Genomic DNA, 15,884 nt, shown 5'->3' on the forward strand with positions numbered 1-15,884 from the left:
GCACCGTGGGGACGGGGGCGGCGCGCACCCCCCGGCCGGGTGGGGTGCCCCTTTGAGCGGAGGGGCGCTCCACCCGGCCGACTGCTGTTCCGGGACCGGTGTGTGGTGTGCGGGTCAGACGTTCGAACCGCTGCCGCTGCCCGAGGACACCTTGATACCGCTGGTGATCGTGTCGATGACCGACTCCTGCTGGCCGACGTCGACGCCGAACCGGACCACCACGATCTGCTGGGCGTTCGCGGGCGACGGGAAGGCCAGCGACTCGACGTAACCGTCGGCGCCCTTGCTGGTGATCGCCTTCCAGCGGACCATGTACCCCTTCTGCCCGGCCACGGTGACCGCCTTGGAGGCCAGCACCTCGTGCGAGGTGATCGAGCCGTAGGTCTTGCCGCCGTACGACTTCGTGGCGTTGGCCGAGATGTCCGCCTTGGCGACCTCCTCGGCCGTGTCCCCCTTGGTGCCCAGCACCACCGCGGGCGCCGAGTAGGCGCCGCCGGCGGTGCAGGTCTGCGAGGTGTCGCCCGGGCACTTGTAGGAGTCGTCGGAGCTGACGTTGGCGCCGTAGCTGATCGCCTGCCCGGTCCAGCCGTCCGGCACCGGGATGCTGATGGCGTTGATCGAGTCCGACACGATGCCGCCGCCCTTGACCTTCGGCGCCTCGGTCTGGCCCGGCGACGGCGGCGCGCCCCCGTCGGTGCCACCGGAACCCGAGCCACCGCCCGACCCGCCGAACGGGAAGCCCTGGCCGCCGTTCTGCCCCTCGGGGCCGCCCTGGCCGAAACCGCCCTGGCCGCCCGAGCCCTGCTGGGAGGCCTGCTGGCCGCCGCTGCCGTTGTCGGTGAGCGCCCACACGCTCACCCCGATCGCGGCGAGGACCGCCACGGCGACGCCGACGGCGATGCCGGTACGCAGCCCGCGCCTGGCGGGGGCCGGCGGCTGCGCCGGGTACCCCGGATAACCCGGGTAGGCGGGGTAGGCACCGTCGGCCGGGTACGCCGGGTACGCCGGGTGGGCCCCGGCGGCCGGCTCGGGCCCGTCGGCCGGCGGCTGCGGCGGGGGACCCCAGTCCGCGGCCGACCCGGCGGGCCGGGTCTGCTCCGTCCAGGCCTTGCCGTCCCACCAGCGTTCGGTGGCCGGACCGTCACTTGTCTGCCCGGGATCGGGATACCACCCGGGGGGAGTCACCTGCGTCATGCTCCTACCGTATGAGGCATCGGTGAAAGTCGGATGAGAGGATCCGGCGATGTTCGCACCGGACGATCCGGCGCGCGTGGGATGCCTGATCCGGCATGGTTCGAACGAGGTGATCCGGCGTCATCGGGGTGGCCGGACGGGGTGAGTCGGCGTGATGCGGACGGCCGGACGGGGTGAGCCCGGCGTCATTCGGACGGCCGGACGGGGTGAGCCCGGCGTCATTCGGACGGGGCGAGTCCGCGCGGCTCATTCGATCCGCAGCCGTACCGGCGGCCCCGGTGCCGGCGGCGGCAGGCGCAGTCCGTTCCGTCCCGGGGTCAGCGAGCCCAGGATGCTCGGGTGACGGGCACCGGTGGCGGTCGGGAACGTGCCCGCGAGGCCGTGTGCGGTCAGGAAGCCGAGGACCGCGAAGGCGTACGCCTCCTTCGCCGCCGCGGGCAGCCCGAGTTCGTCGGAGACGCGCACCGGGATCTCCGGGAGCAGGCCGCGCAGCATCCGCATCAGCACCGGATTGCGGGTGCCGCCGCCCGAGGCGACCACCTCCGTCGCCGCCACGCCCCGCACCGCGTCCGCCACCGTCCGGGCGGTCAGCCGGGTGAGGGTGGCCAGCGCGTCCTCGGCGGAGATCCCGGCGGGCGCCCGCCAGTACCCGGCGTGGAACAGCTCCTTGCCGGTCGTCTTCGGCGCGGGCAGCGCGTAGTACGGCTCCGTCAGCAGCTCCTCGAGCAGCGATCCGTGCGGGCGGCCGCGCGCCGCCAGCGCCCCGTCCACGTCGTACGTCAGCCGGCCGCCGGTGAACTCCCGGACCGCCGCGTCCAGCAGCGCGCACCCCGGCCCGGTGTCGAAGGCCGTGCCGTCGGGCGCGGTGAGGTTGGCGATCCCGCCGAGGTTCAGCGCCACCGGCGTCCCGGGCCGCCCGCGCAGCCACAGCAGGTCGACCAGGCTCACCAGCGGAGCGCCCTGGCCCCCGGCCGCCACGTCCCGCGACCGCAGGTCCGAGACGACCGGCAGCCCCGTCGCCTCCGCGATCCACGCCGGCTGCCCGAGCTGGAGCGTGCCGTGCACCCGGCCGCCGTCCACCCAGTGGTAGACCGTCTGCCCGTGCGAGGCCACCAACTCGGCACGCCCGCCGCACAGTTCACGGTCGGCCCGGACCGCGGCCGCCGCGAACGCCTGCCCGATCCGGGTGTCCAGCAGGCACACCCGCGCCAGCGGCACGGCGGCCGGCGGCAGCGCCCCCGCGAGCGCCTCCCGCAGCTCCTCGTCGTACGGAGTGCTCACCATCCCCAGCGGCTTCAGCAGCAGCGTCCCGTCCACCAGCCGCAGCTCGGCCGCCGCCGCGTCCACCGCGTCGTACGACGTCCCGGACATCAGACCGATCACCAGCAATGTCTCAACCCGCCTTCGTCTTCGGCTTCGGCGACCCGACCAACGCGAGGACGCTGACCGCGCACGTCGCCGCCGCGTAGTAGCCGGGAACGTCGAGATCCCCGGTGCGCCGCACCGCCTCCGTGATGATGAGGCCCGCACAGCCCGAGAACACGGCATTGGACAGGGCGTAGGCGAGTCCGAGGCCCGTGCAGCGGGCCCGCGCCGGGAACATCTCGGCCAGCAGCGCGGGCCCCGGCCCGGCCATCAGCCCCCACCACCGCGCCCGCACCGCACAGGGCCGCGCCCTTCACGGCGGCCGGGGTTCCCGGGTCCCGGAGGAGGTGCAGCAGCGGCAGCGCCAGCAGCACCACGAGCCCGGCGCCCGCCAGCATCACCGGCCGCCGCCCCACCCGGTCGCTGAGCAGCCCCGCCGGCAGGATCGCCGCCGCGAACCCCAGGTTCGCCACCACGGTCGCCAGCAGCGCCTGCCGGAAGCCAGGGTGCAGCGCGGCCTGGAGGTACGACGGCAGCACCACCAGGAAGGTGTACCCGGCCGCCGACCAGCCCATCACCCGGGCGACGGCCAGTACGATCGCTCGCACCGGCACCCGCACGGCGTGCCCGGCGTCCGGGGCCGGCTCCCGGAACTCCGGTGTCTCGTCAAGACCGATCCGCAGCCACAACGCGAGCGCACCCAGCGGCAACGCCAGCAGGAACGGCAACCGCCACCCCCAGGAACCGAACTGATCGGCCGTCAGCAGCACGGACAGCCCCACCGCCGCCCCCGCTCCGCCCAGCAGCCCCAAGGCCACGGTGAACGACTGCCACGCCCCGTACAGCCCACGCCGCCCCGGTGGCGCGAACTCGGTCAGCATCGCCACCGCGCCCCCGAACTCCCCGCCCGCCGACAGCCCCTGAACCACCCTCAGGAACGTCGGCAACCACGGCGCGACCGCACCGGCCTGCGCATACGTCGGCAGCACGCCGATCAGCGCCGTCGCCCCCGTCATCAGCGCGGTCGCCAGGACAGGCATCGGTCCCTGACACTCCGTGCTAGATTGGTGGCGCCCTGTTAGGGGCGTCGTGGCAGGGCCTGCCTGAGGGACGACACAGCATCAGTGGTCGAGCGTCCGTGAACCTCAACCCAACCGGGTTGGAATCCTCCCGTGTCAGCGGGGGGAGGAGGCCAATCGATGAAATTGCCGACCGAGCCCGCCAGCAGAGCCCTGCAACCACGATCCGTATCGATCGGCAGGAACCTGTTGGCGGGCTCGGTCACGTTCATGTGCTGTTGATGGTTCCGACGTCCAGGAACGCTGGTCGCGAGGCTTCCGCGTCGCCCTGCCGCACCCGCTCTCACCCGTCACGGCAACTGCTGCCCGGACCCGCCTCCGGACAGCCAACAGGACGGCTACGCTCGTGGTCTGCACGTCGTTCGGGCGACTTGGGGAGGTAGCAGGATGACGGAGGAGCAGCCCCCGGGAGGCGCCTCGGCTTCCCTCTGGGAGCGCGAGGAGGAGATCGCCGCCGTCGACGAGGCGCTCGACGTCCTGTGCGCCGACCGTTCCACCTCCGGGAACCTGCTGGTGATCCGCGGCGAGGCCGGGCTCGGCAAGACCGCGCTGCTGGCCGAGACCCGCCGCATCGCCGAACGCCGGGGCTGCACCGTCTGGTCCACCCGCGGCGTGGAGACCCTGCGCAGCGTCCCCTTCCACGTGGTACGGCAGCTGTTACAGCCCGCCCTGGTCTCCCTGCTGCCCGAGGAGGCCCGGGAGTACCTCGGCGACTGGTACGAGATCGCCGGCCCCGCCCTCGGCATCACCGACCCCGGAGACCGCCGGGCCGACCCGCAGGGCGTCTGCGACGGCCTGGTCGCCGCCGTCCGCCGGCTCGCCAAACGCGACTGGCCGCTGGTCCTGCTGATCGACGACGCGCACTGGGCCGACCAGGAGACGCTGGCCTGGCTCGCCGCCTTCGTCGAGCGCCTCGACGACCTGTCCGTCCTGGTCCTGGTGGCCCGCCGCCCCGGCGAGGTCAACGGCGACAGCGCCCGCTACCTCGACGCCGTGGCCGCCGCGGCCGGCCGGCCCGTCCGCACCATCAGCGCCCTCACCCCGGACGCCACCGCCGGCCTCACCCGCGCCACCCTCGGCGAGCACGCCGACTCCCCGTTCTGCCGCGAGGTCTGGGCCGTCACCGGCGGCAACCCCTACGAGACCGTCGAACTCCTCGCCAAGGTCCAGGACAGCGAGGTCGAACCCGTCGAGGCCCGGGCCGGCGAACTGCGCGCCCTCAACCGGTCGGCCAGGGGCGGCGGCCTCGTCACCCGCCTCGAAGGCCTCGGCGTCGACGCCACCCGGTTCGCCTGGGCCGCCGCCATCCTCGGCACCGGCATCTCCGTCGGTCTCGTCGCCCAGCTCGCCAGCATGGCCGTGGACGACGCCGAGCGCTGCGCCGAACTCCTGCGCACCGCCCGTATCCTCACCGCGCCCGACCCGGCCGGCTCCCGGCCCCACACCGGCGACCTGGAGTTCGTCCACCCGCTGATCGCCACCGCCGTCTACAACTCCATCCCGGCCGCGATGTGCACCGCCATGCACGGCATCGCCGCCCAGATCGTCCTGGACGACGGCCGGGGCATCGCCGAGGCGTCCCGCCATCTGCTGAAGGTGCACCCGGACGACGACGAGGAACTCGTCGAACAGCTGCGGGACGCGGCCAAGGAGCACCTCGCCGTCGGCGCCCCGGACGCGGCCCGCCGCTGCCTCGAACGCGCCCTGCGCGAACCGCCCCTCCCCGACGTCCACGCGCGCGTGCTCTACGAACTGGGCTGCGCGACCCTGCTCACCAAGCCCGCCGTCACCATCGGCCATCTGCAGAGCGCTCTCGGCATGCCCGGTCTCTCCGGTCCCGAACGCGTCGACGCCGTCTTCCGGCTCTCCCAGGCCCTCCTCCACAACGACCAGCTGGAGGAGGCCGTCCGCACGGTCGAGGCGGAGGCCGCCCGGCACGAGGAAGGACCCGCGAAACTCCGGCTCCAGGCCGTCCAGTTCATGTGGGAGGGCATCGCCGGCGAGGCCGTCTCCCCACGGCGCTCCGAACGGCTCGCCGGCCTCGCCGCCACCTGCACCGGCCGCGACAACTCCGAGCGCGCCCTGCTGATGCTGCGCGGCTTCGACCTGCTGATCCAGGGCGAGAGCGCCGAGGAGGTCGTCGAGCTGTGCGACCGCGCCCTCGTCAACGGCCGGCTCGCGCCCGGCCTCGGCTGGACCGACACCGAGTGGGGCATCGAACTCCTGCTGATGCTCGCCAACTCCTACGTCTACACCGACCGCCTCGACCGCGCGGAGAGCCTGTACAACGAGGCACTGCGCGCCTACGAGTCGTCCGGCTGGAGCGGCGGCCACCTCGCCCTCGCCCATGCCTACGTCGGCCTCGGCCACCGGCGACGCGGCCGGCTCCGGGACGCGGAGACCTCGCTGCGGGAGTCCCTGCGGATCGCCGAGCGGGTCGGCCGCCGACTGCCCCTGTACTGGACCGCCACCTGCAACCTCATCGACACGCTGCTCGCCCGCGGCCATGTCCAGCAGGCCTGGGAGACCGCCGAACAGTACGGCTTCGCACCGCCGTACCCCTCCACGATCGTCATGCCCGACCCGCGCTCGGTACGCGGCCGGCTGCTGCTCGCCGTCGGGCGCACGGACGAGGCCGTGAACGAACTGGAGGCGGCGGAGAAGGCGGCCGCCGCGCGCGGCCACTTCAACCCCGTGGTCGTGCCCTGGGCGCTCGACCTCGCCCGGGCCCTCGCGGGCGAGGACCCGGCGCGGGCGGCCCAGCTGGCGGCCGATGCGCGGCGGCAGGCCGAGCGGTTCGGCACGGACACGGCGATCGGCGAGGCGTTGCGGTGCGCTGCCGCGCTGGAGACCGGGCAGCGGCAGGTGCGGCTGGCCTCGCAGGCGGTGGCGTATCTGGAGGCCTCGCCCTGCCAGTACGAGCACGCGGCGGCTCGGGTGGAGTACGGGATCGCCGCGCGGTCGGTGGCCGAGTTGAACAGGGGGCTGGCGTTGGCTCGGTCCTGTGGGGCGGACGGGTTGGTTGCTCAGGCTCGGGAGGTGCTGGATACGGGTCGGGGGTTGCGCTGACGGGTGCGTTGCGGGGTGCGGGTGCGTGGGGGCTTGTCGCGCAGTTCCTCGCCCAGCCTTCGGCCGGGGGTACCCCCAGCGCCCCTGAAAAGAAGGGGCGCTACAGCGCTAGAAGTTGATCAGTCACCGCTGACAGGCGTTTCTGCACTTCTCGGTCGTAGGTCGCGTCGTGGGCCCTGGCCGGACGCGTGCCGTCGAAGTAACCGCCCGTGCCCAGGTCCTGTGTCGCCAGGGCCAGTACCCCTGGCGCGCCGTCCGCCACCGTGCTCCATGGCGCCACTCCGCCCTCCCGCACCATCGCCGTGTCCATGAAGGTCGCCGGGTGCAGGACGTTCACCGCGACGCCCGAGCCCGCCAACTCCTCCGCCAAAGCGAAGGTGTGGGCCGCCAGGGCGAACTTGGCCCTGCAGTACGCCGCGAAGCCCTGGTAGCCGCGGGTGAATTCGGGGTCGTCGAAGTCCAGGGGCTCCTGGCCGGCCGAGCCGACGTTCACGATCCGGGCCGGGGTGTTCGCGCGCAGTACGGGGACAAGGGCTCGGGTGAGGGCCACCGGGGCCAGGAAGTTGACGGCCAGGCGCAGCTCGTGGCCGTCCGTGCTCAGTTCGCGGCCCGAGCCGGGGGCACCGGCGCCGACGCCCGCGTTGTTGATCAGTACGTCCAGGTCGGGATGCGCCTCGGCGACCCGTGCGCCCAGCTCGCGGACCTGCGCCAGCGAGGCCAGGTCCGCGACGAACGCCTCGGCGTCGCCCTCGGTGCGCAGCTCCTCCACCAGCCGCTCGGTACGGCCGGGGTCGCGGCCGTGCGCGAGGACGACATGTCCCGAGCGGACCAGTTCGAAGGCGACGTAGCGGCCGAGCCCGGAGGTGGCACCCGTGATCAGGATGGTCGACATGCCCCCACCGTAGGCACAGCACCCCCTCCTGTGCCTGTCCCCGGCAGGGTCACCCTTCTTCCTCCGCCAGCACCCGCTGGGCCGTCGCGAACGCCGAGTTCGCCGCCGGAACCCCGCAGTACACGGCCGTCTGCAGCAGCACCGCGCCGATCTCCTCCGGCGTGAGCCCGTTGCGCCGGGCCGCCCGCACATGCATGGCCAGCTCGTCGTAGTGGCCGTGGGCGACCAGCGCGGTGAGGGTGATCATGCTGCGTTCGCGGCGGGAGAGCGTGGGGTCGGTCCAGATCTCGCCCCACGCGTAGCGCGAGATGAAGTCCTGGAAGCGGGCCGTGAACGGAGTCTGCCGGGCCTGGGCACGGTCCACGTGCGCGTCGCCGAGCACCTCACGGCGGACCGCCATCCCGCGCCGGGCGCCCCCGTCGAGGTGGGCACGGAGCGCGGTCAGGACGGCCTCGGGGCACTGTGCGGGCGCCAGGTGCGCGGCACCCGGAAGCTCGACCAGCGTGGCCGACGGCACCGCGTCCGCGATCTCCCGCAGGTGCGGCGGCGGGGTCGCTGGATCCTGCCGGCCGGCGATCAGCAGGGTGCGGACGGCGATCTCGCCGAGCCGGTCCCGCAGGTCGAAGGCGGCGAGTGCGTCGCAGCAGGCGGCGTACGCCTCCGGGTCGGCCGTCCGCTGGTCCTCGACCAGCCGCGGCACGGTGAAACCGGGCGTGAACCAGCGGCTGGGGGCGTTCTCCGCGAGCCACTCCACACCTTCCCGGCGCACCCGCCCGGCCCGCTCCTCCCACGGCCCGGATCCGCCGAAGTGGGCCGAGGAGCAGATCACCGCAAGGTTCTCCAGCCGGTCCGGGTGGTGGACCGCCAGATGCAGCCCGACGGCACCGCCCAGCGACACCCCCGCGTACGCGAACCGCCCGATGCCGAGCGAGTCGGCGAGCGTGAGCACCAGGCCGGCGAGGTCACCCACGGTCGCCCCCGCCTTGATCAGGTCGGGCGCCGAACCGCCGTGGCCCGGCAGGTTCCAGCGCACCACCCGGTGGGCGGTGGACAGTTCGGGCGCCACGGCGTCCCACAGGGCGTACGAGGTGCCGAGCGAGGGCCCGAGGAGCAGCGGGGGAGCCGAAGCGGGGCCCTCGACGCGGTGGTTGAGGAGGTTCTCGGTCAACGTCGCTCCAGAGCACGGTCGGTGAGCACACCGGCGGACCCGGTGTAGCGGGCGGGATCGGTCAGGTCGTCGAGGTCGACATCCTTCAAGTCGGGCTCCTCGGCGAGGAGTTCGCGCAGCGTCCGGTGCTCGGTGTGGGTGCGCCGGGCCAGCTCGGTAAGCAGCTCCTTGGCACGGGCCCGGCCGAGCACGGGGGCCAGCCCGGCGGAGAGCCGCTCCGAGACGATCAGCCCGTTGGTGAGGCCGAGGTTCCGGCGCATCGCCTCCGGGTGCACCCGCAGCCCCTCCGCCAGCTCCGCCGCGTCCCGGGCCGCGCCCCCGACGGTCCGCAGCAGATCCCGCAACGGTTCCCACTCGGCGTGCCAGGCGCCGGCCGGCCGCTCGTCCTCCGCGGCCATCGAGCCGTACAGGACGGCCGCGAGCTGCGGGGCCCGCCGGGAGGCCGCCGCGATCAGCGTGGCGCGCACCGGATTGGCCTTGTGCGGCATCGCCGAGGAACCGCCCCCGCTGCCCTCGGAGACCTCACCGATCTCGGTACGGGACAGGGTCAGCACGTCCGCGGCGACCTTCCCCAGCGCCCCGGCCGTGAACGCGAGGCACCCGGCCAGGTCGGCGATGGGCGTGCGCAGGGTGTGCCAGGGCAACAGGGGTGTGGAGAGGGCGAGTTCACGGGCGTACGCCGCCGGCAGCTTCTCGGCGTGCTCCGCGCCGTACGCCCCGAAGGCGGCCAGCGTGCCTGCCGCGCCGCCCAGTTGGGCGGGCAGCGACTCCCGGACCAGGGTCACGCGGTCCCGGGCGTCGAGGACCAGCGAGCGCCAGCCGGCCGCCTTCAGCCCGAACGTCGTCGGTACGGCGTGCTGGGTGAGCGTGCGGCCCGGCATCGGCGTGTCGCGGTGCTCGGCGGCCGACCGGGCCAAGGCCTGCGTGGTGCGGTCGAGGTCGGCGAGCACGAGGTCCAGAGTGCGGGCGGCGACCAGCATCGTCGCCGTGTCCATGATGTCCTGGCTGGTCGCACCCCGGTGCACGTACGGCCCGTACTCCGCGCCCACCGCCTTCGTCAGGTCGGCGACGAGCGGGATGACCGGGTTGCCCCCGCGGCGGGCGCGTTCCGCGAGGGCGCCGACGTCGTAGCGCCCGGGGCCGGCCGCCTCGGTCACGGCCGTCGCGGCCTCGGCCGGGACCTGCCCCAGGGCGGCCTGGGCGCGGGTGAGGGCCGCCTCCGTGTCGAGCAGCGCCCGCAGGAAGGCGCCGTCGCCCGTCGCGACCGCGGCGGCCGAACCGGACCACCCGGGACCGAGCAGCCCGGCGTCACCGCCGCCGTACTCCGCTGAATTCACTGGAACTCCAGGAAGACCGTCTCGCCCTCGCCCTGAAGGCGGATGTCGAAACGGTAGGTCCCCCGGCGCTCGTCAGCGGCGAGCAGCGTGTCGCGTCGCTCGCCCACCCGGGTGAGCAGCGGGTCGGCGGCGAGCGCCGCGTCGTCGTCGGGCAGGTAGATGCGGGTGTACAGGTGCACCAGCAGCCCGCGCGCGAACACGCACACGCTGAGATAGGGCGCGCTGCCGCCGCGGGCGCCGGGCCGCAGCGTCCGTGCGTACCAGTGGCCGTTGGTGTCCGTCTGGATCCGGCCCCAGCCGGTGAACTCCACGCCGTTGCGGCCGAGGTAGTCGCCGGTCGCCGGGTCGCGGCGGATCGAACCGTCGGTCGTGGACACGTTCCCGTCCGGGTCGGCGCCCCACACCTCCAGGAGCGCGTCGGGCAGCGGGTTGCCCGCACCGTCGAAGACGTACCCGTGGACCGTGATCGTGTCCGGGTGCCCGAGGGGCGCGATGTCCTCACCGCCGCGGAACGGCAGCGCGTAACCGTAGAACGGGCCGACCGTGTGCGACGGGGTGGGCAGCACGTTCTCCGGGCTGCTCGTGTCGATCTTCGTCATGGCAGGTCAGCGTCCTTCTTCGATCCAGGTGGCGTTCGGGCCGTCCAGCACGATGTCCCAGTGGTAGCCCATCGAGAACTCCGGCACGGACAGGCTGTGGTCGTAGCTCGCGACCAGGCGCTGGCGGGCCGCGTCGTCCGTCACCGACTGGATGATCGGGTCGTACGGGAACAGCGGGTCGCTCGGGAAGTACATCTGCGTCACCAGCCGCTGCGTGAACGCCGTACCGAACATCGAGAAGTGGATGTGGGCCGGGCGCCACGCGTTGAGGTGGTTGCGCCAGGGGTAGGGGCCCGGCTGGATGGTGGTGAAGTGGTAGCCGCCGTCGGCGTCGGTGATCGTACGGCCGACGCCCGTGAAGTTCGGGTCCAGCGGGGCGTCGTGCTGCTCGCGCTGGTGGGCGTAACGGCCCGCCGAGTTGGCCTGCCAGATCTCGATCAGCTGGCCCCGGACGGGGCGGCCGTCCCGGTCCAGGAGCCGCCCGCAGACGGTGATCCGCTCACCGACGGGCTCACCGCTGTGCTGCCGGGTCAGGTCATTGTCTATCCCGGTGATGTCCCGCTCCCCGAACGCGGGGGAGTGCAGCTCCACCAGCTCCGGGTCCTTGGCCGTGTCGATGGCGACCAGGGGTTGCTTCGGATGCCGCAGAACGGACGACCGGTAGGGGGCGTAGTCCCGGCGGGGGTGATGCTCGACGGGGGCTCCTCCGGCGACGCCCTTCTCGTAGGCGGCGTGCTCGGCGGCGATTTCGAGGTCGATGTCGGCCTGGGTGAGTGTCATGAGAAGTCCTAGGTGGTGAGCGCCCCTTCAGGGGCGCTGGGGGAGGAACTGCGCGACCGGCCACAACGCAACCCGCAGGTGCGCACGGTCCGTCTACCGCTCAAGAACGAGCGCGAGCCCTTGCCCGACGCCGATGCAAAGGCTGGCGACACCGGTACCGCTGCCACGCCGCGCCAGCTGATGCGCCACGGTTCCTGCGAGCCGCGCCCCCGAGGCACCGAGCGGATGCCCCAACGCGATCGCCCCGCCCTGCGGATTGAGGATCGCCGGATCGAACTCGGGCCACTCGGCGACACACCCCAGCACCTGCGCCGCGAAGGCCTCGTTCAGCTCGAGAACCGACAGGTCGTCGAACCCCTTGCCGGCCTTGCCCAGCGCACGCGTCACCGCCTCGACGGGAGCGAGACCGAAGTAGTCCGGGTCGATCCCGGACACCCCGGTCGCGCTGACCCGCGCCAACGGCTCCCGCCCGAGCGAACGCAGCCCCTCCTCGTCGGTCAGCAGCAACGCCGCCGCACCGTCGTTCAGCGGCGACGCGTTGCCCGCGGTCACGGTGCCGCCCTCCGTACGGAAGGACGGCTTGAGCTTGGCCATCGCGGCCAGGGAGGCGTCCGGCCGTACGCACTCGTCCGCGCCGTAGACCACCGGCTCGCCCTTGCGCTGCGGGACGGCGACCGGCGCCAGCTCGCCGTCGAACAAGCCCTGTTCCTGCGCGGCGGCCGCCTTCTGGTGGGAGGCGAGGGCGAACTCGTCCTGCTGCTCCCGGCTGATCTTGTGCTTGTCGGCGATGCGTTCGGCCGACTCGCCCAGCGGGATGGTCCACTGCGGGTCCATCCTGGGGTTGACCATCCGCCAGCCGAGCGTGGTCGAGTACAGCTCGGCGTGTCCGGCGGGGAAGGGCCGGTCGTTCTTGGGCAGGACGTACGGTGCCCGGGTCATGGACTCGACGCCACCGGCCACGGCGATGGAGGCGTCGCCCACCGCGATCGCGCGGGCGGCCTGGATGACGGCTTCCAGGCCGGAGGCGCACAGCCGGTTGACGGTGACGCCCGGCACGGACGTGGGCAGGCCGGCGAGGAGGGCGGCCATCCGGCCGACGTTGCGGTTCTCCTCGCCTGCGCCGTTGGCGTTGCCGAAGTAGACGTCCTCGATCCGGGCCGGGTCCAGGGCGGGGGTGCGGGCGAGGAGCTCGCGGACGGCGTGGGCGGCCAGGTCGTCCGGACGCACGCCCGCCAGGCCGCCGTTGTAGCGGCCGATCGGCGTGCGGACGGCATCGACGATGTACACCGTGTTCACAGCAGACCCTCCGGGACGGTGAGCTTCGCGTCGGTCTTGGCGATGATCTCCTCGACGCCGACCCCGGGAGCGGTCTCGACGAGGACGAGTCCGTCACCGGTGACGTCCAGGACGCCCAGGTCGGTGATGATCCGGTCCACGCACGCCTTGCCGGTCAGGGGCAGCGCGCACTCGGTGAGGATCTTCGCCGAGCCGTCCTTCGCGGTGTGCGTCATCACCACGATCACCCGGCGGGCACCGTGGACCAGGTCCATCGCCCCGCCGATCCCGGTGACGAGCTTCCCCGGGATCGCCCAGTTGGCCAGGTCCCCGCCCGCGGAGACCTGCATCGCACCCAGCACGGCGACGTCGATGTGGCCGCCGCGGATCATCGAGAAGGACAGCGCCGAGTCGAAGAACGAGGCACCGGGCAGGACCGTGACGGTCTCCTTCCCGGCGTTGATCAGGTCCGGGTCGACGGCGTCCTCGGCCGGGTAGGGGCCGGTCCCGAGGATGCCGTTCTCCGACTCCAGGACCACCTCCACCCCCGGGGGCAGGTAGTTCGGGATCAGCGTCGGCAGCCCGATCCCCAGGTTCACGTACTGCCCGTCTTCCAGTTCACGGGCCGCCCGCGCGGCCATCTCCTGGCGCGTCCAGGCCATCAGCTGCTCACCGTCCGCTGCTCGATCTTCTTGTCCGCCGCCTGCTCGGGGGTGAGGGCCACCACCCGCTGCACGAAGATGCCCGGCAGATGCACCGCGTCCGGGTCGATCTCGCCGGGTTCCACCAGCTCCTCCACCTCGGCGATCGTGACCTTGCCGGCCATCGCCGCGAGCGGGTTGAAGTTGCGGGTGGACTTGTTGAAGACCAGGTTCCCGTGCCGGTCGCCCTTCGCCGCCCGGACCAGGGCGAAGTCGGTACGGATGCCCCGCTCCAGGACGTACTCGGTGCCGTCGAACTCGCGCACCTCCTTCGCGGGCGACGCCAGGGCGACCCCACCGGAGCCGTCGTAACGCCACGGCAGCCCGCCGTCCGCCACCTGCGTGCCCACCCCCGCCGGGGTGTAGAACGCCGGGATCCCGGCACCGCCCGCCCGCAGCCGCTCGGCCAGGGTGCCCTGCGGGATCAGCTCCAGCTCCAGCTCACCCGCCAGATACTGGCGCGCGAACTCCTTGTTCCCCCCGATGTAGGAACCGGTCACCCGGGTGATCCGCCCGGCGGCGAGCAGGACGGCAAGACCCGTCTCCATCGCCCCGCAGTTGTTCGAGACCACCGCCAGGCCACCCACCCCCCGCTGGTACAACGCCTCGATCAACACGCTCGGGACACCGCTCAGCCCGAACCCGCCCACCGCCAGCGACGCGCCCTCCGGCACATCGGCCACCGCCTCCGCGGCGGTGGCGACCACCTTGTCCATCCGTGCAGCCTCATCTCTCAGGCGAATTAATCAGGGCACTGAGTATTTCAGCGAGATGTCTGCCACGCTGCCACTGGCGTCCGCACCAGTCAAGACCTCGGCTGATGGCAGTCGGGTGTACAGACAGGACGGATGACCGCGGGTATCGTTCAGTGCACCAACCAATTCGGACCACGGGAGCGCATATGGCCGCGGTGGACCTCACCACCCACCCCGGGCACCTGGCCCGGCGACTTCAACAGGCCCACTACCTGCTGTGGAACACGATGGTCTCGGAAGAGATCACCTCGCCGCAGTTCGCCGTACTGAACGCGCTCGTCGCCGAGCCGGGACTGGACCAGCGGACCGTGGGGGAGCGGGTGGGCCTGGACCGGTCGACCATCGCCGAGGTCATCAGCCGGCTGGGCCGGCGCGGGCTCCTCGACAAGGTGCGCGACGCGCAGGACGGCCGCCGCTTCCTGCTGCGCCTCACCGACGACGGCCGGCGCACCCACCGCAAGCTCAGCGTGCGCACCGCCCGGATGAACCAGGTCTTCCTGGCCCCGCTCTCGGCCGAGGAACAGACGCAGTTCTTCGATCTGATCCGCCGGGTCTCGGACGCGGCGGAGAGCCTGCGCAATCCCACGGAGCCGCTCGTCTCCAGGCCCTAGGCCTTCACCAGCACCACCCACACCGGTCCGTCGGCGAAGTTCACCGGAGCGCCGTCGGCCCCCGTGAACGTCGTGCCGTCCGTGGCCGCAGGCCGGGACCAGGTGGCCTTGAACGATCGTCCGTCCCGCAGCACGTCGGCCTTTCCCGACCCGACCGTCTCCGTGTACGGCGTGTAGTTGCCGAGCACATCGTGATACCGGGACGTGGTCACCTTGACGTACTGCACCACGACCGTCGGGGCCGCCAGCCGCTTCCTCGCCGTCGTCCGGGCCGGTGTGCCGTCCATCGACACCAGCCAGCGGTTCCGGTCGCCGGACCAGGTGAAGGTGAAGCGGGCCGCCGGGTACCGCACGGTGCGTGCGGCGGTGACCGTGCCGCCGGCCGGGGCCGGCCCGTAGCGGAAGCCGGTGGTGAGCGCCGCCCTGCCGGGCGCCCCGTCCGGCATCACCTCGGCCGGACGGAGGTACAGGTTGTGCGGGGCCGGTCTGCCGCTGCCCCGGAAGTAGGCGCCGGACGCCTCCGCGGGCGACTCCGGCCGCAGGGGTGCCCGGCCGATCAGGGGGAGCAGCTTCTTCTGGGCGCCGGAGAAGGCGAGCGTCGGCCGGTCGAACTGGCGCAGCAGTTCCAGGTCGGACTCGCGGGCGCTGCGGACCGGGCCGACGACCGCGGGGAGCTCGGTGGCGTACACCGCCATGAGCCGGCTGAGCCCGCCCTCCACCTGCTCGGCGTACACCACGTCCGCCGAGTCCAGCCCGGTCTGCGGGCGGGCCGCGGCCACGTTGTCGATCTTCACGGCCAGGACGGATCCGGTGGCCTGCTGTCCGCTCGGTGCGGGGGTGCCCACGCCCGGCGTCGCGGTGGCCTGTGGTGCGCGGCCGTTGTCCGCCGGGCCGTGCCGGGTGCAGCCCGCCGTGAGGGAAGCCGCCGTCGCGACCGCCGCCAGTGCTGCCGTCAGTACGGTCCGGCGTGTCGGTGCCTCGTGTCGCATGTCCACCGCGGCCCCCCCCGCGTTCGTCCCACCCCGTTCACGCTCTCGCTTGATTGTGTGCTCAACAGGT

General features: G+C 73.0%; 13 protein-coding genes and 1 pseudogene. 2 read left to right on the forward strand and 12 right to left on the reverse strand.

All coding sequences use genetic code 11. The features are described 5' to 3' along the window. Window positions 1–114 precede the first annotated feature (114 nt). From ACZ4UV_RS12755 to ACZ4UV_RS12765, 3 genes and pseudogenes are all read right to left on the reverse strand, one after another. On the reverse strand, window positions 115–1,194 hold the full coding sequence (locus ACZ4UV_RS12755) for a DUF2510 domain-containing protein (protein ID WP_451022543.1): 1,080 nt from the start codon (window positions 1,192–1,194) through the stop codon (window positions 115–117). A gap of 246 nt (window positions 1,195–1,440) precedes the next feature. Then, entirely contained in the window at window positions 1,441–2,583 is a 1,143-nt protein-coding gene (locus ACZ4UV_RS12760; protein ID WP_467837717.1) for an anhydro-N-acetylmuramic acid kinase, read from the reverse strand. 4 nt (window positions 2,584–2,587) lie between these two features. Then, window positions 2,588–3,850: pseudogene (locus tag ACZ4UV_RS12765) on the reverse strand (MFS transporter). Window positions 3,851–4,025: 175 nt separating this feature from the next. On the opposite strand from ACZ4UV_RS12765, the gene ACZ4UV_RS12770 reads away from it, so the two are divergent. Next, window positions 4,026–6,707 carry an ATP-binding protein gene (locus ACZ4UV_RS12770; protein ID WP_451022541.1) on the forward strand — a complete coding sequence of 894 codons (2,682 nt, stop codon included), beginning with the start codon at window positions 4,026–4,028 and terminating at the stop codon, window positions 6,705–6,707. A gap of 100 nt (window positions 6,708–6,807) precedes the next feature. On the opposite strand, the gene ACZ4UV_RS12775 is transcribed toward ACZ4UV_RS12770, so the two are convergent. The 8 genes from ACZ4UV_RS12775 to ACZ4UV_RS12810 form a co-directional block, all read right to left on the reverse strand. Next, complete coding sequence (locus tag ACZ4UV_RS12775; protein ID WP_451022601.1) at window positions 6,808–7,599, reverse strand: SDR family NAD(P)-dependent oxidoreductase; 792 nt, start codon at window positions 7,597–7,599, stop codon at window positions 6,808–6,810. Window positions 7,600–7,648: 49 nt separating this feature from the next. Further along, window positions 7,649–8,767, reverse strand: a complete 1,119-nt coding sequence (pcaDC, locus tag ACZ4UV_RS12780; protein ID WP_467837719.1) for a bifunctional 3-oxoadipate enol-lactonase/4-carboxymuconolactone decarboxylase PcaDC — start codon at window positions 8,765–8,767, stop codon at window positions 7,649–7,651. After that, entirely contained in the window at window positions 8,764–10,104 is a 1,341-nt protein-coding gene (pcaB, locus tag ACZ4UV_RS12785) for a 3-carboxy-cis,cis-muconate cycloisomerase (protein ID WP_467837721.1), read from the reverse strand. Before pcaB ends, pcaDC begins: the two co-directional genes overlap by 4 nt. Continuing rightward, window positions 10,101–10,703, reverse strand: coding sequence for a protocatechuate 3,4-dioxygenase subunit alpha (gene pcaG / locus ACZ4UV_RS12790; RefSeq protein ID WP_467837723.1), 603 nt, complete (start codon window positions 10,701–10,703; stop codon window positions 10,101–10,103). Before pcaG ends, pcaB begins: the two co-directional genes overlap by 4 nt. A gap of 6 nt (window positions 10,704–10,709) precedes the next feature. Beyond that, on the reverse strand, window positions 10,710–11,483 hold the full coding sequence (gene pcaH, locus ACZ4UV_RS12795) for a protocatechuate 3,4-dioxygenase subunit beta (protein WP_467837725.1): 774 nt from the start codon (window positions 11,481–11,483) through the stop codon (window positions 10,710–10,712). A 93-nt stretch (window positions 11,484–11,576) separates the two neighbouring features. Continuing rightward, on the reverse strand, window positions 11,577–12,779 hold the full coding sequence (locus ACZ4UV_RS12800) for a thiolase family protein (protein ID WP_451022596.1): 1,203 nt from the start codon (window positions 12,777–12,779) through the stop codon (window positions 11,577–11,579). Then, a complete protein-coding gene (locus ACZ4UV_RS12805) occupies window positions 12,776–13,420 on the reverse strand; it encodes a CoA transferase subunit B (protein ID WP_390037072.1) in 645 nt (214 codons plus the stop codon). Before ACZ4UV_RS12805 ends, ACZ4UV_RS12800 begins: the two co-directional genes overlap by 4 nt. Continuing rightward, on the reverse strand, window positions 13,420–14,175 hold the full coding sequence (locus tag ACZ4UV_RS12810) for a CoA transferase subunit A (RefSeq protein WP_451018579.1): 756 nt from the start codon (window positions 14,173–14,175) through the stop codon (window positions 13,420–13,422). Before ACZ4UV_RS12810 ends, ACZ4UV_RS12805 begins: the two co-directional genes overlap by 1 nt. A gap of 185 nt (window positions 14,176–14,360) precedes the next feature. On the opposite strand from ACZ4UV_RS12810, the gene ACZ4UV_RS12815 reads away from it, so the two are divergent. Beyond that, window positions 14,361–14,825, forward strand: a complete 465-nt coding sequence (locus ACZ4UV_RS12815; protein WP_390037068.1) for a MarR family winged helix-turn-helix transcriptional regulator — start codon at window positions 14,361–14,363, stop codon at window positions 14,823–14,825. On the opposite strand, the gene ACZ4UV_RS12820 is transcribed toward ACZ4UV_RS12815, so the two are convergent. Next, the gene (locus tag ACZ4UV_RS12820) at window positions 14,822–15,814 is read right to left on the reverse strand and encodes a DUF3048 domain-containing protein (RefSeq protein WP_451018595.1); all 993 of its coding nucleotides are present in this window, start codon (window positions 15,812–15,814) and stop codon (window positions 14,822–14,824) included. The genes ACZ4UV_RS12815 and ACZ4UV_RS12820 overlap by 4 nt on opposite strands. Window positions 15,815–15,884: the final 70 nt, after the last annotated feature.

Source organism: Streptomyces sp. NPDC028289 (assembly GCF_055565975.1).

What these genes read in the sequence shown, in the direction of transcription:
- ACZ4UV_RS12755 (WP_451022543.1), bottom strand. Translation starts at nt 1,194, where the DNA reads ATGACGCAGGTGACTCCCCCCGGGTGGTATCCCGATCCCGGGCAGACA.
- ACZ4UV_RS12770 (WP_451022541.1), top strand. Translation starts at nt 4,026, where the DNA reads ATGACGGAGGAGCAGCCCCCGGGAGGCGCCTCGGCTTCCCTCTGGGAG.
- ACZ4UV_RS12775 (WP_451022601.1), bottom strand. Translation starts at nt 7,599, where the DNA reads ATGTCGACCATCCTGATCACGGGTGCCACCTCCGGGCTCGGCCGCTAC.
- pcaG (WP_467837723.1), bottom strand. Translation starts at nt 10,703, where the DNA reads ATGACGAAGATCGACACGAGCAGCCCGGAGAACGTGCTGCCCACCCCG.
- pcaH (WP_467837725.1), bottom strand. Translation starts at nt 11,483, where the DNA reads ATGACACTCACCCAGGCCGACATCGACCTCGAAATCGCCGCCGAGCAC.
- ACZ4UV_RS12805 (WP_390037072.1), bottom strand. Translation starts at nt 13,420, where the DNA reads ATGGCCTGGACGCGCCAGGAGATGGCCGCGCGGGCGGCCCGTGAACTG.
- ACZ4UV_RS12810 (WP_451018579.1), bottom strand. Translation starts at nt 14,175, where the DNA reads ATGGACAAGGTGGTCGCCACCGCCGCGGAGGCGGTGGCCGATGTGCCG.
- ACZ4UV_RS12815 (WP_390037068.1), top strand. Translation starts at nt 14,361, where the DNA reads ATGGCCGCGGTGGACCTCACCACCCACCCCGGGCACCTGGCCCGGCGA.
- ACZ4UV_RS12820 (WP_451018595.1), bottom strand. Translation starts at nt 15,814, where the DNA reads ATGCGACACGAGGCACCGACACGCCGGACCGTACTGACGGCAGCACTG.